Source organism: Bacillus sp. FSL W8-0920, assembly GCF_038593215.1.
In the GTDB taxonomy this organism is placed as follows: Bacteria; Bacillota; Bacilli; order Bacillales; family Bacillaceae; genus Bacillus; species Bacillus pumilus.
Window position 1 is genome coordinate 2,576,388 of the sequence record NZ_CP151974.1, and the last position, 23,098, is coordinate 2,599,485.

Annotated in this window: 23 protein-coding genes and 1 other annotated feature; of the genes, 4 read left to right on the plus strand and 19 right to left on the minus strand. The window is 42.2% G+C overall.

Annotation, left to right across the window (positions count from 1 at the left end; all coding sequences use genetic code 11):
* Positions 1–98 precede the first annotated feature (98 nt).
* The 5 genes from NSS78_RS13060 to zapA form a co-directional block, all read right to left on the minus strand.
* Complete coding sequence (locus NSS78_RS13060) at positions 99–503, minus strand: DUF350 domain-containing protein (RefSeq protein WP_008345990.1); 405 nt, start codon at positions 501–503, stop codon at positions 99–101.
* A gap of 14 nt (positions 504–517) precedes the next feature.
* Positions 518–2,875, minus strand: coding sequence for an endonuclease MutS2 (locus tag NSS78_RS13065; RefSeq protein ID WP_310025019.1), 2,358 nt, complete (start codon positions 2,873–2,875; stop codon positions 518–520).
* Between the two features lie 21 nt (positions 2,876–2,896).
* Positions 2,897–4,609 carry a DNA polymerase/3'-5' exonuclease PolX gene (gene polX, locus NSS78_RS13070; protein ID WP_137055302.1) on the minus strand — a complete coding sequence of 571 codons (1,713 nt, stop codon included), beginning with the start codon at positions 4,607–4,609 and terminating at the stop codon, positions 2,897–2,899.
* Between the two features lie 114 nt (positions 4,610–4,723).
* Complete coding sequence (locus tag NSS78_RS13075) at positions 4,724–5,257, minus strand: CvpA family protein (protein ID WP_003216761.1); 534 nt, start codon at positions 5,255–5,257, stop codon at positions 4,724–4,726.
* 7 nt (positions 5,258–5,264) lie between these two features.
* Positions 5,265–5,522 (minus strand): cell division protein ZapA, encoded by a 258-nt coding sequence (zapA, locus tag NSS78_RS13080; RefSeq protein ID WP_012010831.1) that lies wholly within the window; start codon positions 5,520–5,522, stop codon positions 5,265–5,267.
* A 134-nt stretch (positions 5,523–5,656) separates the two neighbouring features.
* Between zapA and rnhC the strand changes: the two genes are divergently transcribed.
* Positions 5,657–6,580: a ribonuclease HIII gene (gene rnhC, locus NSS78_RS13085; RefSeq protein WP_342468130.1), complete on the plus strand. Its 924-nt coding sequence runs from the start codon at positions 5,657–5,659 to the stop codon at positions 6,578–6,580.
* A gap of 38 nt (positions 6,581–6,618) precedes the next feature.
* Here rnhC and pheT read toward each other — a convergent pair whose 3' ends face one another.
* The 3 genes from pheT to NSS78_RS13100 all read right to left on the minus strand — a co-directional run bounded on the left by pheT (position 6,619) and on the right by NSS78_RS13100 (position 11,204).
* The gene (pheT, locus tag NSS78_RS13090; RefSeq protein WP_342468131.1) at positions 6,619–9,033 is read right to left on the minus strand and encodes a phenylalanine--tRNA ligase subunit beta; all 2,415 of its coding nucleotides are present in this window, start codon (positions 9,031–9,033) and stop codon (positions 6,619–6,621) included.
* Positions 9,034–9,048: 15 nt separating this feature from the next.
* On the minus strand, positions 9,049–10,083 hold the full coding sequence (gene pheS, locus NSS78_RS13095; protein WP_050943608.1) for a phenylalanine--tRNA ligase subunit alpha: 1,035 nt from the start codon (positions 10,081–10,083) through the stop codon (positions 9,049–9,051).
* Positions 10,084–10,460: 377 nt separating this feature from the next.
* Positions 10,461–11,204, minus strand: a complete 744-nt coding sequence (locus NSS78_RS13100; RefSeq protein ID WP_137055308.1) for an RNA methyltransferase — start codon at positions 11,202–11,204, stop codon at positions 10,461–10,463.
* Positions 11,205–11,317: 113 nt separating this feature from the next.
* On the opposite strand from NSS78_RS13100, the gene sspI reads away from it, so the two are divergent.
* Entirely contained in the window at positions 11,318–11,539 is a 222-nt protein-coding gene (gene sspI / locus NSS78_RS13105) for a small acid-soluble spore protein SspI (RefSeq protein ID WP_003216243.1), read from the plus strand.
* A gap of 41 nt (positions 11,540–11,580) precedes the next feature.
* Here sspI and cstA read toward each other — a convergent pair whose 3' ends face one another.
* Entirely contained in the window at positions 11,581–13,377 is a 1,797-nt protein-coding gene (gene cstA, locus NSS78_RS13110) for a carbon starvation protein CstA (RefSeq protein ID WP_050943606.1), read from the minus strand.
* Between the two features lie 352 nt (positions 13,378–13,729).
* Positions 13,730–14,818, minus strand: coding sequence for a M42 family metallopeptidase (locus tag NSS78_RS13115; protein ID WP_050943605.1), 1,089 nt, complete (start codon positions 14,816–14,818; stop codon positions 13,730–13,732).
* A gap of 179 nt (positions 14,819–14,997) precedes the next feature.
* Between NSS78_RS13115 and NSS78_RS13120 the strand changes: the two genes are divergently transcribed.
* Positions 14,998–15,402: a hypothetical protein gene (locus NSS78_RS13120; protein WP_003216690.1), complete on the plus strand. Its 405-nt coding sequence runs from the start codon at positions 14,998–15,000 to the stop codon at positions 15,400–15,402.
* Between the two features lie 17 nt (positions 15,403–15,419).
* Here the strand turns inward: NSS78_RS13120 and NSS78_RS13125 are convergent, their stop codons facing one another.
* The 8 genes from NSS78_RS13125 to NSS78_RS13160 all read right to left on the minus strand — a co-directional run bounded on the left by NSS78_RS13125 (position 15,420) and on the right by NSS78_RS13160 (position 20,996).
* A complete protein-coding gene (locus NSS78_RS13125) occupies positions 15,420–15,686 on the minus strand; it encodes a DUF1294 domain-containing protein (protein ID WP_212046202.1) in 267 nt (88 codons plus the stop codon).
* A gap of 63 nt (positions 15,687–15,749) precedes the next feature.
* The gene (gene rplT / locus NSS78_RS13130; RefSeq protein WP_003216409.1) at positions 15,750–16,109 is read right to left on the minus strand and encodes a 50S ribosomal protein L20; all 360 of its coding nucleotides are present in this window, start codon (positions 16,107–16,109) and stop codon (positions 15,750–15,752) included.
* A gap of 31 nt (positions 16,110–16,140) precedes the next feature.
* Positions 16,141–16,341, minus strand: coding sequence for a 50S ribosomal protein L35 (gene rpmI / locus NSS78_RS13135; RefSeq protein ID WP_003216324.1), 201 nt, complete (start codon positions 16,339–16,341; stop codon positions 16,141–16,143).
* 24 nt (positions 16,342–16,365) lie between these two features.
* The gene (gene infC / locus NSS78_RS13140; RefSeq protein ID WP_034620611.1) at positions 16,366–16,881 is read right to left on the minus strand and encodes a translation initiation factor IF-3; all 516 of its coding nucleotides are present in this window, start codon (positions 16,879–16,881) and stop codon (positions 16,366–16,368) included.
* Positions 16,882–16,952: 71 nt separating this feature from the next.
* Positions 16,953–17,084 (minus strand) — a sequence feature (ribosomal protein L20 leader region).
* A gap of 129 nt (positions 17,085–17,213) precedes the next feature.
* A complete protein-coding gene (gene lrgB, locus NSS78_RS13145) occupies positions 17,214–17,909 on the minus strand; it encodes an antiholin-like protein LrgB (RefSeq protein WP_170966027.1) in 696 nt (231 codons plus the stop codon).
* Positions 17,910–17,923: 14 nt separating this feature from the next.
* On the minus strand, positions 17,924–18,367 hold the full coding sequence (gene lrgA, locus NSS78_RS13150; RefSeq protein WP_003216712.1) for an antiholin-like murein hydrolase modulator LrgA: 444 nt from the start codon (positions 18,365–18,367) through the stop codon (positions 17,924–17,926).
* Between the two features lie 137 nt (positions 18,368–18,504).
* Positions 18,505–19,242, minus strand: coding sequence for a LytTR family transcriptional regulator DNA-binding domain-containing protein (locus tag NSS78_RS13155; protein ID WP_342468132.1), 738 nt, complete (start codon positions 19,240–19,242; stop codon positions 18,505–18,507).
* Positions 19,239–20,996, minus strand: a complete 1,758-nt coding sequence (locus NSS78_RS13160; RefSeq protein ID WP_309217107.1) for a sensor histidine kinase — start codon at positions 20,994–20,996, stop codon at positions 19,239–19,241. The genes NSS78_RS13155 and NSS78_RS13160 overlap by 4 nt, the downstream gene beginning before the upstream one ends.
* A 175-nt stretch (positions 20,997–21,171) precedes the next feature.
* Here NSS78_RS13160 and NSS78_RS13165 point away from each other — a divergent pair, with 175 nt between their 5' ends.
* Entirely contained in the window at positions 21,172–21,951 is a 780-nt protein-coding gene (locus tag NSS78_RS13165) for an HAD family hydrolase (RefSeq protein ID WP_061409040.1), read from the plus strand.
* A gap of 57 nt (positions 21,952–22,008) precedes the next feature.
* Here NSS78_RS13165 and NSS78_RS13170 read toward each other — a convergent pair whose 3' ends face one another.
* On the minus strand, positions 22,009–22,929 hold the full coding sequence (locus NSS78_RS13170; RefSeq protein ID WP_342468133.1) for a methyl-accepting chemotaxis protein: 921 nt from the start codon (positions 22,927–22,929) through the stop codon (positions 22,009–22,011).
* Between the last annotated feature and the right edge of the window lie 169 nt (positions 22,930–23,098).

Below are 23,098 nucleotides of genomic sequence, written 5' to 3' on the forward strand. Positions count from 1 at the left end.
TTTTTTTCATTTCACAGGAACAGATAAACGGCACCAATGACCGCAAAAGTGCAGGCAACTACGATTAATACTTTTGCTAGCTTTTCCATGTCGTCTCCTTAAATGCCGGCTGCTACTACGTAAGACAGCCCAACTGAAATGATGAGTGAAATAAACCCGACCGCTCTATTATCATTTTCAATCTCTTTGTCTACTTTAAAACGTGGTGTTAAAAATTCAAAAATGAAATAGCTGACAAGCAGCATCACAAAGCCGTATACGCCCCATCCAATCATTTGAAGAAGGGAATTGTGCTGAGCGATTGAATGCTGAAACACATTCGCAATCCCAAAGATTTTCCCGCCTGTTGCCATGGCAACGGCTAAGTTCCCCCGCTGAATCTCTTCCCAATTCTTATAGGAGGTGACGAGTTCAAAAATGGTTAGAAATAAGACGAGACACAGGACGGCCACGCTATAATAGGCGGCAATTTCCACAAGTTCATTTTCCCAAAAGGCTTTCATGCGTTTTCTCCTTTTTACTTTAATTCGACGATGGTGACGCCTGATCCTCCTTCACCTTGTTCGCCAAAACGAGCATTTTTCACACTTCGATGCTGTTTCAGTAATTCCTGAACCCCTTTTCTAAGGGCGCCAGTTCCTTTACCGTGAATAATAGACACGCGCGGATAACCAGCTAATACAGCATCATCTAAATATTTTTCGACTCTGCTTAAGGCATTTTCATAACGCTCGCCTCTTAAATCGAGTTCCAGCGAGACATGATAATCTTTCCCTTTGACTGCCGTGATGGCTTTTTCTTGCTTAAATTCAGGTGCTGATTTGATAAATTCCATGTCTTTTTCTTTTACCTTCATTTTCAGAATGCCCATTTGGACACTCCATTCTTTGTCGCCTGTTTGTTCAAGCAGCGTTCCTTTTTGCCCGAAGGTAAGCACTTTGACTTCGTCGCCTGCCTTCAGCTGTCTTACTGCTTTTTTCGCTGGCTCTGGCTTCTTTTTCCTGTCAAACTCAGGAACAGCTTCTTCAAGACGCTTTCGCGCATCGATGAGTTCATGCTCTTTGAATGAGCGGTGCTCACTTTTTATTGAACGGAGCTCTTGAATGATATCTTCAGCTTCTTTTGATGCTTGTTCAATTTTCTCTTTCGCTTTCTGTTCAGCTTCTTCAAGCAGTTTGTCCTTTTGCTCATTCCATTCAAGAATTTGTCTTTGCAATTCTTTATGAAGCTTTTCTGCTTCTTTTCTATAGACTTCTGTCTCATGCAGTTCTTCTTCTGCTTGTTTCTTGCTATCTTCTAATGAAGCAATCATTTGGTCTACTTCATTATGCTCTGCATGCATATCTGCTTTTGCCCGGTCTATAAGGTGATCTGGCAAACCAAGACGCTTTGAAATTTCAAATGCGTTGCTTCGTCCAGGCACACCGATGAGCAGGCGGTACGTTGGAGATAAGGTTTCAATATCAAACTCCACGCTTGCATTTGTGACGCCTTCCCGGTTATACCCATATGCCTTCAGCTCGGGGTAATGAGTCGTTGCGATGACACGTGCATTCGTTTGATGCACTTCATCTAATATGCTCATCGCAAGTGCCGCACCTTCAGCTGGGTCTGTTCCTGCCCCTAATTCATCAAATAAGACGAGAGAATTTGAAGTCAAATGCTTTAAGATATCGACAATATTGACCATATGAGATGAGAACGTACTCAAGCTTTGTTCAATGGATTGTTCGTCTCCAATATCAGCAAAGACTTGGTCGAACACAGCCACTTCAGAGCCTTCTTCAACTGGAATATGGAGGCCCGCCTGTGTCATCAGCGTCAGAAGACCTAGCGTTTTTAAAGTAACGGTCTTTCCCCCTGTATTTGGTCCAGTGATCACGATCGTTGAAAAATCTTTACCGAGCTCAATATCATTTGCGACAACTTGATCCCGGGGCAATAGAGGATGTCTTGCTCGTTTTAAATAGATTTCTCCTTGATCATTCACAGCAGGTTTTGTGGCTTTTTCTGTCTTTGCATATTTAGCTTTAGCAAAAATAAAATCTAGCGTCTGCAGTTCCTTTACATTGTGAAGCAGTTCCCCAATGTGCTCTGACACGCTCTCTGTCAGCATTTGCAGAATCTTTTCAACCTCTTGCTTCTCTTTTAAACGGGTTTGCTGCAAGGTGTTATTTACATCCACGACCACTTGCGGCTCAATAAAAAGGGTCGCCCCTGATGAAGACTGGTCATGAACAATTCCGCCGTAATTCGAGCGGTACTCTTGTTTCACCGGAATAACAAACCGGTCATTACGAATGGTGACAATTGTGTCTGACAGCATTTTCGAAGCCGATTGTGAACGAATCATCGCTTCTAATTTATCGCGGACCTTTGATTCTAGTGAGCGTAATTGAATACGCAATGAACGAAGTGCAGGAGTTGCATGATCAAGCACTTCTCCATTATCACCAATACAGCTTTCGATTTCTTTTCTGATTTCAGGCAGTAATATCAGTGTCTCAGCATATGTATGAAGGCGCGGTATATCTACTCCATCTTCATACATGGACGTGAGAAAGTGCTTCATATTTTTCACCGCATATAATAGCCCTGCGATTTCCATCAGCTCAGAAGGGCTTAATGTACTGCCGATTTCTGCCCTTTTCACTGCGCGTCTAATATCTGTTAACCCGCCAAATGGCGCTGATCCCTTTAAGCGGATCACATCTTGCGCTTCTGCTACCTCTTCCAGCAAATGCTGAATGGTTTCTATATCCGTCAGAGGTGTTAAATCCTGCGCTCTTTCTTTTCCTAATGTGGATGCGGTATAGGACATCACTTTTTCTTTTACTTTATGAAATTCTAATGATGCTAACACTTTTTGTTGCAGCATGGTCCAGCCTCCTAACGACTACCTGTCACGCGTTAAAAACTTTTTGATCTCGTTTAGAGTAAAAGTATTCACGACATTTGCTTTTGGTGTCCAGCCCTTTCTTGCAGCTGTTACACCGACTTCCATATGTTCCAGCATGGCGATGTTGTGCGCATCTGTATTGATCATGATGTGCACACCCGCTTCATTTGCTTTGATTAAATGCTCTGTTTTTAAATCAAGTCTTGACGGATTGCTGTTGAGCTCAAGTGCAGTGCCCGTTTTCTTCGCAAGCTCTATGAGTTGATCTATATTTAAGGCATAGCCATCCCGTCTGCCGATCAAACGGCCTGTTGGATGTGCAATTAAATCGACATGCTGATTACGCAAGGCATTTTCAAGGCGTTCCATAATGACTTCTTCCGGCTGAGAGAAGCTAGAATGAATAGACGCAATGACAAAATCCATGTCTTTTAAAAAGTCATCATCATAATCTAACGATCCATCCGGCAGGATATCCATTTCGACCCCTTTGAAAATGTGAAAATGCTCGAATTCCTGATTAAGCTTGTCAATTTCTTTTGCTTGCAGACGCAAACGTTCTTTTGTTAACCCGTTGGCTACTTTTAAATATTGCGAGTGATCTGTAATCGCCATGTATTCATAGCCTTTTGCGATACATGCTTCCGCCATTTCACGAATAGAGAAGGCTCCGTCACTCCATGTCGAGTGCATATGAAGGTCGCCTTTGATATCTTTCAGTTCTACAAACTGCATACTTTCTTTATACGTATCAATCTCCGCTCCGGTTTCACGAATTTCTGGCGGAATGAGCGGAAGTTGAAAATGTGCATAAAAAGCGCTCTCGTCTTCAAACGTTTTTACTTCTCCAGTTTCAATTGTTTCCACACCATATTCGCTAATGCGCTCTCCGCGTTCCTTCGCAAGCTGACGCATTCGAATATTGTGATCTTTTGAGCCAGTGAAATGGTGCAGTGTAGTTGCGAATTGGTCTACTGTCACAAGCCGGAAGTCGACACTGATCTCAAAATCAAGGGCAAGCACAACAGATACCTTCGTATCACCGCTTGCGATGACATCTTTCACATCATCAAGTGCAACGAGCTGCTCTCTGACTTGCTCAGGATTGTCTGTTGCAATGATATAATCTAAATCTTTGACGGTTTCGCGTGCACGTCTTAAACTGCCGGCTCTTGAAAAACGGATGATACCTTTCATCTCTTCAAGCGCATAATCAATCCGCTCTGCCACATCTAATGCAAAGCCAATTGGCAGTCGTTCCGGCTGCTTTCCTGCTTCCTCAAGAGCTGCGAGAATCTTTTCTTCTGTTTTTTTGCCGAAACCAGCAAGCGCTTGTACCTTTTCCGCTTCGCATGCTTCTTTTAGAGACTGTGCATCATGGACGCCAAGCTCTTGGTAAAGCTTAGCGATCTTTTTGCCGCCAAGTCCTGGCAATTTCAAAAGCGGGACAAGTCCTTCAGGCACTTCCTTTTTTAATTGTTCGAGTGTTTCTGATTGTCCTTTTTCGATATACTCAGTGATCACAGCAAAGGTTCCTTTTCCAATGCCGGGTAATGCTAGTAGATCATCTATTTGAGAAAGGCTGCGGTCATCTTGCTCCAGTGCCGCTGCTGCTTTACGAAAGGCAGAAATCTTAAAAGGATTATCTCCTTTTAGCTCCATATATACTGCAATTGTTTCAAGAAGTTTGATAATATCTTTTTTATTCATCTCTCATCCTCCAGCCGCTTTGGCATCTTCCTTTATAAATATACAAACTTTTCCTTCATCCTACAACTTTCTGTCATGGAATGAGAAAAAACTTCTCCAAGAAAGGAGAAGTTTTTAAACTCCATACGTCGTCCATAAGTCTTTAACAAGACCGGACAGATAAGGGGTGTTGCTTACGATCGCATCTGCTAATATGGATTTGCTCAACATTGTTTGCAGTGCATCGACTGGAAGTAATGCAGCGACAAACAAGAGAATAAATACAAATAGATAGGTTTCAAGAAATCCTAAAACACCGCCAAGCAGTTTGTTGACCTGTTTAATCACAGGTATACTTGCAATGGTTGTGAGCAATCCGCCAATGATGGCGAGCAGGATTTTGGTCAAGATAAACAGAATGATAAACGCAATGGTATTATAATAAGCTGTTTCTAGATTCCCACTAAAGAAAGCGAGCTGCGCTTGACCGCCGCTAAAATTAGGTGCTGGAATCCACGTAAGCTGTGGTGCAAGTGACTGATAAAACATGGAAGCCACTAAGATAGAAACAACAAAGCTGATCAATTTAATAAATTGAAGAATAAACCCGCGTTTTAGACCGACAAGCGTTCCCATAAGAAGCAAAAACAAAATGATGATATCGATCACGGTAATTTCATTCCTTTTCTTTAAGCTGAATCTCTAGTTTTTCGTATTGCTCTTTTAATTTCAAGTAGTCGTGGACGACATTGACTGCTGTCAGTACAGCTAATTTGTTTATATCAAGGTATGGGTTTTTTTCATTTATTTCTCTCATTTTATCATCAACAATTGAAGCAACGTGTCGCATATGCATCTTCGTTTCTTGACCGATGATCGTATAGGACTGTCCGTAAATCTCAACTGTTGTTTTCGTTTTACCGCCGTCAGACAACGTTTCTCCTCCATTCCACGAGAATCCTAGTCTCTATCATAACATGTTTAGACATTGAATGGAAAGACGAGCCCTTCCCTGTTATGGTACACTTTAGAAATCAATGATATCAAGGTAAAAAGGAGTTATCCACTGTGCCCCAATCCGTCTTAAAAGCAACATCAGAAGACCTTAAAAAAATGAAGAGCGCGTATGCGCACCACTTAACTGATACGTTACCACCAGGCGCCCTTTTTCAAGCAAAGGTTCCTGGCTGTACGATTACAGCCTATCGATCTGGAAAAGTGCTGTTTCAAGGACAAAAAGCAGAAGTTGAAGCCAGTCAATTCAGCCATTTAAAAGCAGCTGAAACGAAGAGCACAAAAGCACCGACTGTCACAAAATATAGTCCGCCGTCAGGGATTGCTTCTATGTCCGTCATCGGTTCAGATGAAGTAGGAACAGGTGATTATTTTGGACCGATAACGGTCTGTGCCGCCTATGTCGATTCAAGCAAGCTTGCTCTCATGAAAGAGCTTGGCGTAAAAGACTCAAAAGGTCTAAAAGACCCGCAAATTATCAACATTGCCAAAGATCTCATCAAAACCATTCCGTTCAGCCTGCTCGTACTCCGAAATGAAAAATACAATGCGATGCAGGAAAAGGGCATGAGCCAAGGGAAAATGAAGGCGCTTCTTCATAACCAAGTCATCACCTCTGTGCTGGAGAAATTAGATGGGAAACAGCCTGAAGCTATTTTGATTGACCAATTTGCAGAACCGGGTATTTATTTCAAGCATCTTGCTGGGAAAAAAATCATTCGGGAGCGGACGTACTTTAGCACAAAAGCAGAAGGCATTCATTTGTCAGTTGCTGCGGCTTCCATTATTGCAAGGTACTCTTTTTTAATTGAAATGGATAAGTTATCTAAAGCAGCAGGGTTTGACATTCCAAAAGGAGCCGGTCCTCATGTAGACAAGGCGGCTGCAAAGCTCATCAAGCTGCACGGCGAAGAGGCTTTACGTCAATTTACAAAGCTGCATTTTGCCAACACACAAAAAGCGAAAAAATGGTTATAAAAAAGAGCTAGGCCCATATGGCCTTAGCTCTTTTTTCTTTAACCGCGCAAGACGGCTTGATACGTATTTTCTAATGCTTTCAATACGTTTGTATGAACAGCGGTGACTTCTTCCTCTGTCAATGTTTGTTCCGGATTTAAATATTGGAGAGAGAATGCAACAGATTTTTTGCCTTCTTCCATGTGTTCACCTTCATACACATCAAAGACGGATAGATCAGTCAGTAAATCCCCGCCTGCCTCATAGATGACCCGCTCCAACTGTCCGCTTGAGATATGCTGATCTACAACAAGTGCAATATCTCTTGTCACAGCAGGGAATCTCGGAATCGCTGTATATTTCATATCCTTCGATTCAGACGTCATCACATCTGTTAAATCAAACTCGAAGACATATGTTTCTTTTAAATCTAATTCCTTTTCAATGACTGGATGAAGTGCAGCAACAAACCCAATGACTTTTCCATTTAAATGAACATCTGCTGTACGACCTGGGTGAAGACCCTCACGCTCTGCTTGAACATATGTGATTTGGTCTGATACACCAAGCTTTTCAAATAGACCTTCTGCAATTCCTTTCGCTACATAAAAATCGACGGCTTTTTTCTCGCCCTGCCAAAGATTTTTATGCCATAAGCCTGTCAGCGCACCAGCGACATGCTCTTTTTCCACCGGTTTTGCTCCTTCAGCTTCTGCTAAGAACACAGAACCCGTTTCATAAAAACCAAATGAATCAGCTTGTCTTGCCAAGTTATATGCAACAGAATCAAGTAAGTTTGGCAGAAGACTTTGTCTAAGCACACTTCGTTCTTCACTCATTGGCAGGGAAAGTCTCGTTTTATAAGCTGGATTCAATGCAAAAGCTGTAGACTTATGCTGATTTGTCAATGAATACGTGATCGCTTGAGAAAGACCTGCGCCTTCTAAGAAGCGTCTCACCTTTCTGCGCTTCACTTGATATGGCGTGAGACCGCCAACTGTACCAGCTGTCGCAGGCAGTGTAGACGGGATATTATCGTAGCCATATAATCTCGCAACTTCTTCAGTGAGGTCTTCTTCAATCGTGATATCCATTCTACGAGAAGGAACCGTTACAACAAGAACGTCATTTGATTCGCCTACTGTAAAGCCCAATTTGTTGAAAATTTGAATCATATCTTCTTTTGAAATGCTCATGCCAAGCACCTTGTTCACACGCTCAGTAGATACTTGGATGACATTCATACTTGTTTCAAGGTGGTTTTCCTCCACAGTCCCGCTTAGCACTTCACCACCTGCATAGAGACTGATCAGTTGCGCTGCTCTTTCGGCTGCTGATTTCGTACGCTGCGGTTCAAGTCCTTTTTCAAATCGTGCGCTTGATTCACTGCGAAGCCCCAAGTCTCTAGATGCTTGACGGACTGTTTGACCGTTGAAATATGCCGCTTCTAAAAGAATTGTTGTCGTTTCATCACGCACCTCTGATTCAAGACCGCCCATGACGCCTGCGACAGCGTGCGCTTTCGTCCCATTAGTGATCACAAGATGCTTTGATGAAAGTGTACGCTCTTGCTCATCAAGTGTTTGAATGCTTTCGCTATCAGTCGCTTTACGTACGACCACTTGCTTTGAACCAAAGCGGTCATAATCAAATGCATGAAGCGGCTGACCGTATTCAAGCAGTACAAAGTTCGTAATATCGACGACGTTGTTAATTGGGCGAATGCCTGCATTCATCAATCTTGTTTGAATCCAAAGCGGTGCTGGTCCAATCTTTACATGTTTAATGATCTTCGCAGCATAAAGTGGATTCGCTTCTTGATCCTCAATTTTCACTGAAATATAGTCTGCTGCTTTTTCTGAAGACGTGTCATGTGCTGTATCAGGAAGTTTGATATCCTTCCCTAAAATGGCTGCAACCTCATAGGCGACACCTAGCATATTCAGGGCATCCGCACGGTTTGGCGTTAAGCCAAGCTCAAGTACCGCATCGTCTAATTGAAGTGCCTGAAGGGCATCATCTCCGGGTTTGACGTCATTTGGGAAAACAAAAATACCTTCTGCATATTCCTTTGGTACGAGTTTGCTTTCTACACCTAATTCTTGCAGAGAACAAATCATGCCATGAGACTCTTCGCCGCGCAGCTTTGCTTTTTTAATTTTAAAATTCCCAGGAAGGACTGCACCAACCGTTGCGACAGCCACATATTGTCCTTTATCCACATTCGGAGCTCCGCAAATAATTTGAACCGGTTCGTCTTCTCCGATATCGACGAGACATTTGTTTAATTTGTCGGCATTCGGGTGCTGTTCTCGCTCCACGACGTGTCCAACGACAACTCCTTTAATGCCTTCGCCTTTATATTCAACGGCTTCCACTTCAATTCCGCTTCTTGTGATTTTCTCTGCTAATTCATCCGGCTGAATGCCTTCTAAATCGACATAGTCTTCTAACCATTTATATGAAACAAACATGTTGATTTCCTCCTCTTAGTCCTGCTTGAATTGCTTTGTGAATCTAATATCATTTGTGTAGAAATGGCGAATATCATCAATGCCGTATTTGAGCATTGCAATCCGTTCAACACCCATTCCAAAAGCAAAGCCTTGGTAAGTTTCTGGATCAAATCCGCTCATTTTCAGGACATTTGGATGAACCATCCCAGCTCCTAAAATCTCAATCCAGCCTGTTCCTTTACATACAGAACAGCCTTTCCCGCCGCATTTAAAGCAAGACACATCCACTTCGACAGATGGTTCTGTAAATGGGAAAAAGCTTGGACGCAGTCTAATTTCACGATCTTCACCAAACATTTTTCTTGCGACTGTCTCAAGCGTACCTTTTAAATCACTCATGCTAATATTGTGATCGACAACAAGCCCTTCAATCTGCATAAATTGATGTGAATGAGTCGCGTCATCGCTGTCTCGTCTATATACTTTCCCAGGGCAGATGATCTTCACAGGACCTTGTCCTTTATATTTTTCAAGTGTACGTGCTTGAACTGGTGACGTTTGTGTTCTGAGCAGTGTATCCTCGGTAATATAGAAGCTGTCCTGCATATCACGTGCCGGATGCTCCTTTGGAAGATTCAGCGCCTCAAAGTTATAATAATCCGTTTCTACCTCAGGACCTTCCTCAACGGTATAGCCCATGCCAATAAATAAATCTTCAATATCTTCGACAACAATCGTTAATGGATGTCTTGCCCCCATTTTGATTGGGCTTGCTGGCAATGTAACATCGATCGTTTGTGACGCAAGTTTCTTCTTCACTTCTTCTTTTTCTAGCTGTTCATTTTTTTCAGCAATAGCACCAGCAATCTGCTCTCTCACTTCGTTTGCGAGTGCGCCCATTTTTGGTCTTTCTTCTGCGGAAAGCTTGCCCATTCCGCGAAGCACCTCTGTGATCGGCCCTTTTTTCCCTAAATATTGAACACGAATGTCATTGACTTCTTTGAGCGAGCTAGCTGCTTCAACCTTCGCTATCGCTTCTAATTCAAGCTGTTTTAACGTTTCTTGCATGAGTGTAATCCTCCTTTTGATATACAAAACCGCCTGGATAAACGGCTGTTTGATCGTTTGAAGACAATAAAAAAACCCGTCTCCTCTAGAAAAGAAGGGACGAGTTGTGGTCGCGGTACCACCCTTGTTAAGCACAAATACATGTGCGAATAAGCTTCATTGACATAACGGAATCAAACGAATCCGGTTCACCTTTACGCAAAGCTTGCGGTCCCGGTGACAACTCCAGAGGTGAATTCCTGTTTCAGCATTCCTTAAATGCACTTTCAGTCTACGATGCATTCTCCCTATAAGGCCGCTCCTTGAAACAATCTTCCTCTATCATGGTTTTTAAAATATTAGTTTCATTATAGTGAAAATAAGCGCATGTTGCAACACTATCCACGCAAATGATAGACAAGAACAGCTGCTGCAACAGCCACATTTAATGATTCTGCCTGTCCATACATTGGCACATATAAATTATGGTCTGTCATTTGCAGAATCTCTGGGTTTATACCCGCGCCTTCATTGCCCACAATTAATGCAAACGAACCTTCTGCCGTTACGCTTCTATACGCTTTCGCCTTATTTAAAGCACTTCCGTATACAGGAATGCCTTGCTCCTTACATGCTGGTATGGTCTGCTGAAGGCTTTGCTTTAAAATGGGCAGGTGGAAATGTGACCCTTGTGCGGAACGGAGCGTTTTTCCGTTAAACGCATCCACTGTTCCATCGCCTAAGATCACAGCATCAAGTCCAGCAGCATCTGCTGTCCGAATGAGTGTGCCTAGATTCCCTGGGTCCTGCACTGCATCTAATAGAAGAAGTCGTTCATACTTCTTTTCTTCAAATACAGGAACTGTACAAACTGCCGCGATGTGCTGAGGCGTTTCCGTTTCGGTCATGGCAAAAAAGGCTTCCTCGCTCAGTTCATAAAGTTCAATGTCCGGATCAATATGAGAAGGAAGCTTATCAGGCGATGTGACCATTAATTCTTTCACAACTCCGCTCTTCAATGCTTCTTCCACTAAGTGGATTCCCTCCACGAGAAACAGCCCCGTTTTCGTTCGTTCTTTTTTCGTATGGAGCTTTTTCCACTGTTTAATGTTTGTGTTTTTAGCTGATTCTATATATTTCAAGCGACTTTAACTCCTTTAAATATCATGAATTTATTATATCTCATGCACACTACATAATAAACCTGTCTTTGAGACAGAATAGGGCTATTACCATCAAAAAAGGAGTGTGGGCAATGGATTTTAATTTAAGAGGCGCAGTCATTCAAAACATCACTGGCCATAATCAAGAGCAGCTTGAGCATACGATTTTAGATGCCATTCAAAGCGGTGAGGAAAAAATGCTGCCAGGCCTTGGCGTGTTGTTCGAAGTGCTATGGCAAGAAGCATCAGAAAACGAGAAAAACGAGATTCTTGAAACATTAGAGCAAGGCTTAAAGCCTCATCAGCAGCAATAAAAGAAGCCGGTTTGCTTATCATAGCAAACCGGCTTTTTCATTTAGCCAGTGATCGGTGTTTCCATCCGAAGCGCTGGATCACGCCAAATGTCGACCCATTTTTTAATCGCAAACACAATAATCACAAATCCTAAGATCAGCATAATGATTGACAGCACAGCATTCAGCACGCTGTAACCTGCTGCCTCGGGATTAAGGTATACATTTGCTACCATCCAATAGCCCGCATAATTCACTGTCACATATAAGTAAGCAAGTGGAATTAAACAAGTCAGCATATATCGCCTTTTATCTGCAATTTTTAAGACAACGGTTGCTCCTATGATGAGACCGACCGATGCCATTAACTGGTTTGATACCCCAAATAGTGCCCAAATGGACCCGATGTCTCCAGAGTAAAGCAAGTACCCCCACATAAAACAAGCAAGCGCACTTGCGAACACCGACCCAGGGACCCAGTCATTTCGTTTAAGCGGTTTATAAGCTTCGCCAAAGAAGTCTTGAATCAAATATCGTGCCACACGTGTCCCTGCATCAATAGCGGTTAAAATAAAGACGGCCTCAAACATAATGACGAATTGGAAAAAATAAGACGCCAAATGACCAAAGAACGGAATTCCCGTAAAGATATACGCCATCCCTACAGCTAATGTCACAGCTCCACCCGTTCTTCCTTCTAAATCAAGACCAATTTCCTTACTCAGCTGCGGAAGGTTCTCGACACTCATCCCGAGTGTTCTGAACACTTCTGGCGTACTGTTTATCGCAAAATAATCGCCTGGATGAAGAGCGGTAGCGGCAATTAACGCCATAATTCCAACTAGACATTCTACTAGCATTGCGCCAAAAGCGACAGGCTTCATATCACTCCAGCGGTCAAGCATTTTAGGTGTTGTCCCAGATCCAACAAATGCGTGGAAACCAGATATGGCACCGCAAGCAATGGTTATTGAAATAAAAGGCCAGACAGGACCAGCTAAAACAGGACCTCCTCCATTCACAAACTCCGTAAAGGCTGGGAATTGAATCGTTGGATTGACGACAAAGATTCCAGCAATCAATGCGATAAAAACACCTATTTTCATAAAGCTGCTTAAATAGTCCCTCGGTGCGAGCAGCAGCCAAACCGGCAATGCCGCAGCAAAAAAAGCATAGATCGGCAAGGCAAGAGCAAGTGTTTTTGTATCAAGTGTTAAAAGATCGCCAAGTGCCGTTCCTTGAATATTCGGCCCAAGGAATACACCAACCATCAGCAAAATAAATCCCGCAGTTGTCGCCAGTTTTAAATTGCCTGTCTTTTTATAATAAAGACCAACCCCCATCGCAATTGGAATCGTGATTCCGACTGCAAATGTCCCCCAAGGGTTACGTTCTAACGCATGAAGCACAACCATAGACAGTCCTGCCATTGTGATCGTAATGATAAACAGCATCGCAAGCCCTGTACAAAATCCTGCGACAGGTCCTAGCTCTTCCTTCGCTACCTCTGATAACGATTTCCCCTTTTTTCGCATCGATGCAAATAAGACGACAAGATCATGTACAGCTCCGCCTATCACTGCGCCAATTAACAGCCAAAGAAGACCCGGTAAATACCCGAATTGCGCAGCTAAAATCGGACCCACTAACGGACCTGCAGCTGCAATCGCAGCAAAGTGATGCCCAAATGTGACCCATTTATTGGTTGGCACATAATCCTTCCCGTCCTCTAATGTGTGAGCCGGTGTAGGATGATCATCTGTCACCTTTAAGACTTTGACCATCATAAATGTGCCATAAAGACGATAGGCAATCGCTAAAATACACATAGATGCTATGACAATTGTAACCGCATTCATTTAACCATCCCCTTTGCACAAACAATTTGTTACAAATATAACATAAATTGATTGATTTTTCTTTCCTTTAAAACCAAGTTGACAAATAAGAATAATGTGTTTATTCTTAAGGTAGCTTCACCTACTTCCATAAACTCTCTTTTGACAGGGCATTCTTTAGGCTCTGTCCTTTTTATTGCTTTCATCTTACAAAAATAAAAGCCAGATCACATGTGCCTTATTCACTAGAATATTTTTTCTTCTTCTGCCAAAAACAGTTCTTTTGGCGTAACTTAAAATGACAGTTCATTTCCTGGGAAATTCAATGAAATAAAAAAAGCCCTTCCCTTATACTGAGGAAAGGCTTTCTTACTTAAGAACCGTACGTGATCTGCTCAACCGTTTTTTGATCAAGTCTTTTGATCACTTCTGTTAAAAGCTTCACTGCATTTTCATAATCATCTCGGTGAATCATCGCTGCATGGGTATGAATATATCTACTTGGTATCCCGATCGATAGTGATGGCACACCATGACCTGTTAAATGGATACCGCCAGCATCTGTCCCGCCGCCAGGCATAGAGTCATATTGGTACGGAATGTTCAATTCATCCGCTGTTTGGACAACAAAATCCCGAAGCCCTTTATGAGATACCATAGAAGCATCAAATACAACAATCGTTGGTCCTTTGCCAAGTTTGCTTGTTGCTTCTTTTTCAGTAATGCCCGGTGTGTCTCCTGCTACACCAACATCAATGGCAAATCCAATATCAGGCTGGATTGTAGCCGCTGCTGTTTTGGCACCACGCAGGCCAACTTCCTCTTGTACAGTTGCAACACTGTAAGCAATATTCTCATGCTGAGTATTGTGTAAGTTCTTCATGACATCAATCGCAACTGCACAGCCGATACGGTTGTCCCATGCTTTTGCAAGGAGCATTTTTTCATCATTCATCACTGTAAACTCAAAATAAGGGACGATTTGATCTCCAGGCAGAACGCCCCACTCCATTGCCTGTTCTTTGCTTGATGCACCGATATCAATAAACATATCTGTAATCTCAATCGATTTTTTTCGAGCTTCAGGTGACAAGACGTGCGGCGGCTTTGAGCCAATCACACCTGTTATGTCTCCCTTTTTCGTTACAATCGTCACACGCTGCGCGAGCATGACCTGCGACCACCATCCGCCGACAGTTTGGAAGCGAATGTAGCCTTTGTCATCAATTTTTGTCACCATGAATCCTACTTCATCTAAGTGACCAGCAAGCATAATTTTAGGTCCGTTTGCGTTTCCTTCCTTCTTAGCAATTAAGCTGCCAAGGCGGTCACTAGAGACTTCATCTGCATATGATTCTATGTATGTCTGCATGACTTTTTTGACATCACGTTCATTTCCTGGAATCCCTTTTGCATCCGTTAGGTCTTTCAGCATAGTTAATGTTTGATCTAGCTTTGTCATTCCATATATCCTCCTTTATCTTCATGGTGCATTCTTATTATACAAAACCTTTTTCGTTCAATACGATCTTTTTATGAATATTTTTTCGTTTTCCGAAATATTTTTTAAAAAAAAGTTGAAACCTTTTGGCCTTTTCATTCGTAGTACATCAGATAACGGTATTGGAGGTGCATCCTGTCATGTTTGTAATCCTCATTAGACTAGCTCTTGTTGCACTGCTTGTCTACATCTTCTACATGGCGGTAAAATTCTTCTCAAATCCGAGAAGAAAGCTGAAACAAGCACAATTAAAAGAAGGCTTTTATTTTATGGACGAACAACAAAATGCACGTAAAAATTTTAATTTCGTCTATAAAGGTGTCTTGTTTGAAGGGGAGAAGCATGTTCCTTCTAAGGATCATCCTCTATTTGTCCACTCCATTTACGTTTGGACGGAGTCACCTGAGAAGCTAAGTGAATTTACATTAGAAGACTTTGAAAAATTGGAGGAAAACATTATCGAACGTTATCCTCAAACAAAAATTGATTGGGATCAGCCCATTAAAAAAATCAAACAAAAAAAAGGAGCAGACACGCCGTCTTGATGGCGTCTGCTCCTTTTTCAGATGAACTTGATATATCCTAATATGATCAACTGCACCATGATTAACATTGGCATGCCAATTTGAAAGGCAGGATGCTTTGTTTTATGACGGAAATACTGCATCCCTAGATACGATCCAGCAGCCCCAAAAAGCACGGCAGCACTCCATAAGTGCGCCTCTGAAATTCTCCATTTATGCGCTTTTGCCCGGCGCTTGTCCTCTCCCATGAGAAAGAAACCATAGCCATTTACCAAGATCAGCAGCACAATCAACGCGATATTCATTCATTTCACCTCACATGATGAGCAAAAAAGATCACCCCTCGACGGAATGATCTTTCTTATGACTTACTTGTCTAGTTGTGCTTTTGCAGCATCAGCAAGCTGATTGAATGCACTTAGGTCATTCACAGCAAGGTCAGCAAGCATTTTGCGGTTTACTTCGATACCAGAAAGCTTTAGGCCATGCATTAAACGGCTGTAAGAAAGACCGTTCATACGAGCTGCAGCATTGATACGAGTGATCCATAGTTTACGGAAGTCACGTTTTTTCTGACGACGGTCACGGAAAGCGTAGTTTCCAGATTTCATCACCTGTTGGTTTGCTACTTTGTATAATCTATGTTTTGAACCGAAATAACCTTTTGCTAATTTAAGAACCTTTTTACGACGCTGACGCGACACAGTTCCGCCTTTTACTCTTGGCATTGTAATTCCCTCCTATGATTCCTATTCCAAATTACTTGATGTTTGCAAGTTGTTGTTTGATACGTTTGAAATCTCCAGCACTTACGATTGCGCTCTTACGCAATTTACGTTTTTGCTTTGTAGATTTGTTAGCGAACAGGTGACTTGTGTACGCATGAGAACGTTTAAGTTTACCAGAACCTGTTTTTTTGAAACGTTTAGCAGATCCGCGGTGAGTTTTCATTTTTGGCATTGGATATTTCCTCCCTCTGTTACTTTACTTTTCGACTTTTGGTGCAAGCATGAGGAACATGCTACGTCCGTCCATCTTAGGTTTTGTTTCTACTGTTGCTACTTCAGCGCAAGCTTCAGAGAAACGGTCTAACACGCGCTGTCCGATTTCTTTATGCGTAATCGCACGCCCTTTAAAGCGGATAGAAGCTTTCACTTTATCGCCCTTTTCAAGGAATTTGATTGCATTACGGAGCTTCGTGTTAAAATCATGTTCATCAATTGTCGGGCTCAACCGAACTTCTTTTAAGCTAATGATTTTTTGATTCTTACGTGCCTCTTTATCCTTCTTCTGCTGTTCGAATCGGAACTTACCATAGTCCATGATTCGGCAAACAGGTGGTTTTGCATTTGCAGCAACTAACACAAGGTCAAGATTGGCTTTCGTAGCAATTTCCAGAGCTTCCTGGCGGGTTTTAATCCCCAGCTGATCGCCATTTTGTCCGATCAAACGAACTTCACGCGCACGAATACCTTCATTAACTAATTGATCTTTGCTAATAGTGAGCCACCTCCATGAGATTTTGAATTGAGTTCACAATTCATTTTGACCATTTCGTTGTATGTTTTACAGGCAAACAAAAAGTGTGGGCATATAAAACACCCACACTGCGAACATTTGCATGAAAAAATAAATGTACGGTCAACCTGTCAACTACAAACACGTGTCAATCAGGTGAGAAGCGGGTGCTTCTGCTTGTGATATCTATTCAATTCGTTAATTATTCTACACAATTTTCATTTGTCCGTCAAGTAACCGAACTCTTGAAACAACTTTTTCATTTTAGCATGATTAAACGAATTGGGCAAGGCTTTTTCAAAACAATCACGTCATCAAAGAATGAATTGCATAAAGATTGGGATGACAATGACAGTCACAACTCCTACGACCACAACAGCAATACTTGCCATGGCCGCTTCCACTTCACCCATCTCAATCCCAACAGAGACGCCAAGTGCATGTCCTGATGTACCGAGTGCAAGCCCTTTTGCCACTGGATTTTTAATTCGAAACCATTTTAAGAAGAAAGCACCTAGTGCATACACAATGACTGCATTAAATATGACCGCAAAGGCTGTGATATCTGCAATTCCGCCAATATCCTTTGCAATCGGAAGAGCAATCGCTGTCGTCGCTGCCTGCGGGAGCATACTTTTCATTACAGCCGCATCAAGATGAATGCCTTTTGCTACGACATACACAATTGTAATGGAGCAAAGTGATCCTACAAAAATAGCGGATAAAATCTGCCACCAATATTTTTTAAGCAATGCGCGCTGCTTATAAAGCGGAATAGCGAAAGCAATCGTCGCAGGCTCTAAGAAAAACTTGATAATCTTGCCGCCCTCATTATAATCTGCATAGGAAAAACCGCCAATTTTCAAAAATAAAATACCTAACACCATGGCGACAAAAAGTGGTGTAAATAAGAAGAAGCCTTTTGATTTTTTAAATAAGAATGTACCGATTCCAAAGGCGACCAATGAGACGACTATACCAAAATAAGGACTCATCGTACTTGTACCCATCCTGCATCTCTCCTTTAATGCGTACTTGAAGCTGGTTTATTAGAATGAGAAGGAGTCGATTTGCTCTCCTTTGTCTCTTTACGTTTCTGTGGTTTGTCTGATAATTGCATGAGAAGCTGCGTGAATAGCCCTGTCGCTGCTAGTAACATAATCGTTGCAATGATAATGACACCGACGACTTGCACACCTACTTCTTGCATGACACCTAGTGATTGAATAACCGAGATACCAGAGGGAACAAATAGAAAGCTAATGAGCCCTGTCAATGATGTACCTAATTGCTCCACTTGCTCCAGTTTGACGATTTTCGTTGTCAGCAAAACAAATAATAGAACCAGACCGATCACAGATGCAGGCATCGGAATTGGTAAATACATTGAAATGAGATTAGAAACGAACATTACAGTTGCAAAGATAAATGCTTGAGATAGAAATCCATATACTTTAGTGGCACTCATGCCCCTTCACCTCTTTCTTCGACTGCCCTCAGTATATGGCATGAAATAAATGAATGAAGCGTTTACAATCAAACTCGCCGGATTCAATGAATGAAATGCAGAAAACGAGTATTGAAATACAAATAAAAAAAGCCGTCCTACTCTAGCAGGAGCGACTTCTTTAGTTCTTTGGCGTAAGTGCGGCTGACAGGAATAATCGACCCGTCTGTCATATGCAGATTATACGTCGAATTAAACCACGGCTGTACTTCTTTCATATGAGAGGTGTTCACGATATAGCTTCGATGAACCCTCATAAAGTAAGCCTCAGGGAGTTTCTTTTCAATGACCACAAGCGGTTCTGTGACCTCATACATGTGATCCTTTGTTTTTACAACCTTTTTCCCCTCACTAAGCCCTACATACATGATCTCTTCTACTTGCAGAATGACAATTGAATCATCGACTGAAATGGCTAGCTTTTGCTGATGGGGGATTTTCTCATCTGATAGCTGGTGGTCTTGCGTCTCAACAGATTTCCACTTTTTAAACTTTTGGATCGTTTGCAAAAGCCGTTCTTCATCAAATGGTTTTGTTAAATAATCGAGCGCACTGACCTCAAACGCCTTCAGCGCATACTGATCAAAGGCTGTCGCAAATATAATCGCTGGCGGATCAGACATCCGGTTGAGCCTTTTGGCAATATCAAATCCATTTTCACCAGATAAATCAATGTCTAAAAAGAGCAGGTCCGGCTTATGATCCACCATCCGGTCAAAAGCTGATTCTATATTTTCTGCTTCCTCTATTTGAACATCCTCTTTCGTTCTGCGTAATAAGTATTTTAATTCGTCTCTTGCTAACACTTCATCATCTACGATTAATACATTTATCAACGAAAATCATCCTCTTTTACATAGTCCATTGGAATGCGAAATGAGATGTCAGTGCCTTGGCCGCTATGAATAGATAGAGCGGCTTGTCTGCCAAAAATCCCTCTTAACCGCTGATCTAAATTAAAAAGAGCCGTACCTGTTCCTTCTTTGGATTCAACAGGCGCTTTTAATAACTGAGCCATCTTGTCATTCTCGATTCCCTGTCCATTATCCGTCACTTTCATATTGACATGCCCATCTTTCATCACAGCAGATACGATGACTTCACAGCTCGTTTGATGTTTAGGAAATGCGTGTCTCACTGCATTTTCAACAAGCACCTGAAGCACAAATGGCGGAATCATCACCTGCTCTAGCTCCTTTTCAATTTGAAAGGTCACGTGGTATTTATTTGGAAACCTTGCTTGTTCAAGTGACAAATAGGCTTCTACATGCTGAATTTCTTTATGAAGTGGAATGAGCAGCTGGCGGGCTCCTTGCAAATTGGATCGAAAATATATACTCAGCTGAAGCAGCAGCTTTCTAGCCATCTCTACGTTCGTTCTGCACAAGACAGAGATGGTATTAATGGCGTTAAATAAAAAGTGCGGATTCACTTGCGCTTGAAGCGCTTTGATCTCTGCATCTTTTAGCAGACGGCTTTGGGTTTCTGCCTCCCCAAGCTCAAGCTGTGTGGAAAACAGCATCGCCAAGCCTTCTGCAAGCTCCTCCTCTACCCTGCTTAATCCGACCGGAGAATTGAAATACATTTTTAACGTTCCGATCGTTTGACCATTGGAGGTGAGGGGCAGCACAATCGCCGCTTGAAGCGGGCAATGGGTGACTGAACAATTGATTTCATCTTTCGAATGTGCCTTCATAATTTTGCCGCTCATCAATACTTGTTTCGACAGTCCTGTAATGAGGCTTTTCGATGGAATATGATGATCTGTCCCATCTCCAACATGCGCTAAAATCTTTTCTGTATCGGTTAAGGAGACCGCATCTGTTTCTGTTAATCGATGAATGATCTCCGCCACGCTTTTACATGACTGTTCATTTAACCCTTGGCGGAAGAAAGGCAGCGTTTGATCGGCGATTGAAAATACACGGTGTGTCTGCATCGCCTTTGCCTGCTCTTCTTGCCGAATGACTGACTGTAAAATCGATAAAAAGATAAAGCTACCAATTCCATTCACAAAAATCATCGGCAGGGCAATAATACTCACAAGCCCCCAAGCATCAGCAAATGGCTTTGCAAATAGAAGGATAACGATCATCTGCAAGGATTCCATTGCCACACCAAAAAGTGCGGCTTGGCGAGGTGTCACCATTCGATTCTTCCGCTTAAACCTGCTGCCGACATAGCCTGCAATCACACCGGCTAAAATCGAAGAAATCGCACAGCTGAGTGCCGTGCTTCCTCCTAATGAATAGCGATGAATCCCAGCTAGAAGCCCTGCGCCAATGCCAACAAACGGCCCTCCTATTAATCCGCCCATTTCGATTCCCATGATTCTCGTATTGGCAATTGAGCTTGACGAGCCGAGATGATAGGAAAACTCATGATTCATGACCATCTGCTGCTGGATTTCAATTCCTGTGTAATTGCTGATAATACTAAAAGAAGCAAAAATAAAGACAAGGACTGCCTTTTTTCGAAACCCTTCATTATGAAGCAATAGATTGCGAAAGCCCTTCACATGGGCAAGCACAAACCCTAAAATAACGATGATCCCAACACGCTCGATCATCATAATAATTAAATGAAGCAAACCTGCCACCTCAATTGATGTATGTATTATTTACTGTCTTTCTATTCTATCATGTGCGGTCAATGTTCAAATATCTCTCAAATCTTTTCTTTATTGCCCTCATCTTCTATTGTAAAATGAACTTGAGCCGTCACTTGCAATTGAAGGTAACATATACATAACAAGGGAGAAGATCATGAAAGCCGTATTTTTCGATTTAGATGATACTTTGCTTTGGGATGAAAAAAGCATTCACACCACTTTTCAGGAAACATGCCGCGAAGCGGAAAAGAAATATGGACTGAATCCAGAAACATTTGAACAAATTGTACGTGAAGAAGCAAGAAAGCTGTATTCGTCCTATGAAACATATGATTATACTGTCATGATCGGAATTAATCCTTTCGAAGGACTGTGGTCCAATTTTAGTGAACCGATTAGCGAAGGCTTTCAAAAATTGAATGCCCTTGCACCAGAGTATCGCAAGAACGCTTGGACCAATGGCTTAAAAGAAGCAGGAATTGACGATGAGGCATTTGGACAATATTTGGCTGATTTCTTTGCAGCAGAGCGGAGAAAACGCCCATTTGTCTATGAAGAAACGTACCCTGTTTTAGACCGTCTGAAAGGCAGCTATGAATTGCTCCTTTTAACAAACGGAGATCCTAGTCTTCAAAAGGAAAAACTGGCCGGTGTTCCTGAGCTTGCACCTTATTTTAATGAAATTGTCATTTCAGGAGATTACGGGAAAGGCAAACCTGACCCTGGCATCTTTGAGCACTGCCTTCAGCTGTTAAATCTAACAAAAGACGATGTGATCATGGTGGGAGATAATCCAAAAACAGATATTCTTGGGGCATCTCGAGCCGGGATTCAAACCGTTTGGATCAATCGACATGGCAAAAAGAACGAAACAGATGTAACGCCAGATTATGAAATCAAAGACTTACATGAATTGTTTGATATATTAAAATAGAACAAACGAGAAAACACCCTTCTCCTAACGAGATTGGGTGTTTTTTGTGTGCTCAAACTACACAATTCCCGCTAGACTTTGCGCTTGCTTGTCTAAGCTGCGGGCTGCTTCTCCTACATTCATAAATTCCTCACTTGCCTGCTTTACAAGATCGCGATTTGTAAACACCGTTGTCTTGGCCCGGCTCGTTCCGCTGCTGACCTTCTCTACTTCCGCATGAATCGCCTTTACATATTGATCTACTTTGACGATCGCTTCTTTTGAATCAGTTGCAAGCTTTCGAATTTCTGCCGCCACTACACTAAAGCCATTTCCATAGGAACCTGCATGGGCTGCTTCGATCGCCGCATTTAATGCAAGGAGCTGGGTTTGTGAGGAAATGCTGTTAATCGTTGTAGCGATGAAGCTGATGGACTCTACCTGCTCTGTTAATCCTTCTAGTAAGCTCATATTTTGATCTGTTTCGTTTGCTATATGATCAAAGGAGACATTGACTCTTTGACTATGCTGGATGCCCACTTCTGCTCGCTCCATTAATTTCGCAGACATGTCCTTTAAATCGCCTACGACCTGTTTCATCGTGCTTTCTCTTTCTGTTATGTCTGTTGCGACTTTCACAACACCCACTACGCGTTCCTCTTCATTGCGGACAGGTGTATATGTCGCTTCAAGCCATAAATTGTCACCATTCTTCGTCGTCCGCTGCACCTTTTCCTGAAAGACTTGCCCCTCTTTCAAACGCTTCCAAAACATTTGATAGCTTGCGTGTTCTGCAATATGAGGAGGACAAAACTGTCTATGTTTTAAACCAATCATCTCTTGCTTTGAATATCCCATGGCTTTTGCAAAAATATCATTGACCCATAGCACTTCACCTGTCACATCAAATTCAATCATCGCCAGTGAGTGTTCCAATGCACGAAGTACTGCTGATCGCTCCAATACTTGTGATGATAAAGTGTTTGTTGTTTTCATCATCGCTTTCATACCCCCAATTTAACTCGAACCAATAGTACATACTTACCCATACTTTCATACTATCTAAACGTATCATTCAAGGGACTGGATCACTAGTGAAGAATTTTTCCCAAAAAGAAAAAGCCAGTGATCTAAGGAGAAAGATCACTGACTGCTTCGCTTGAAAAAG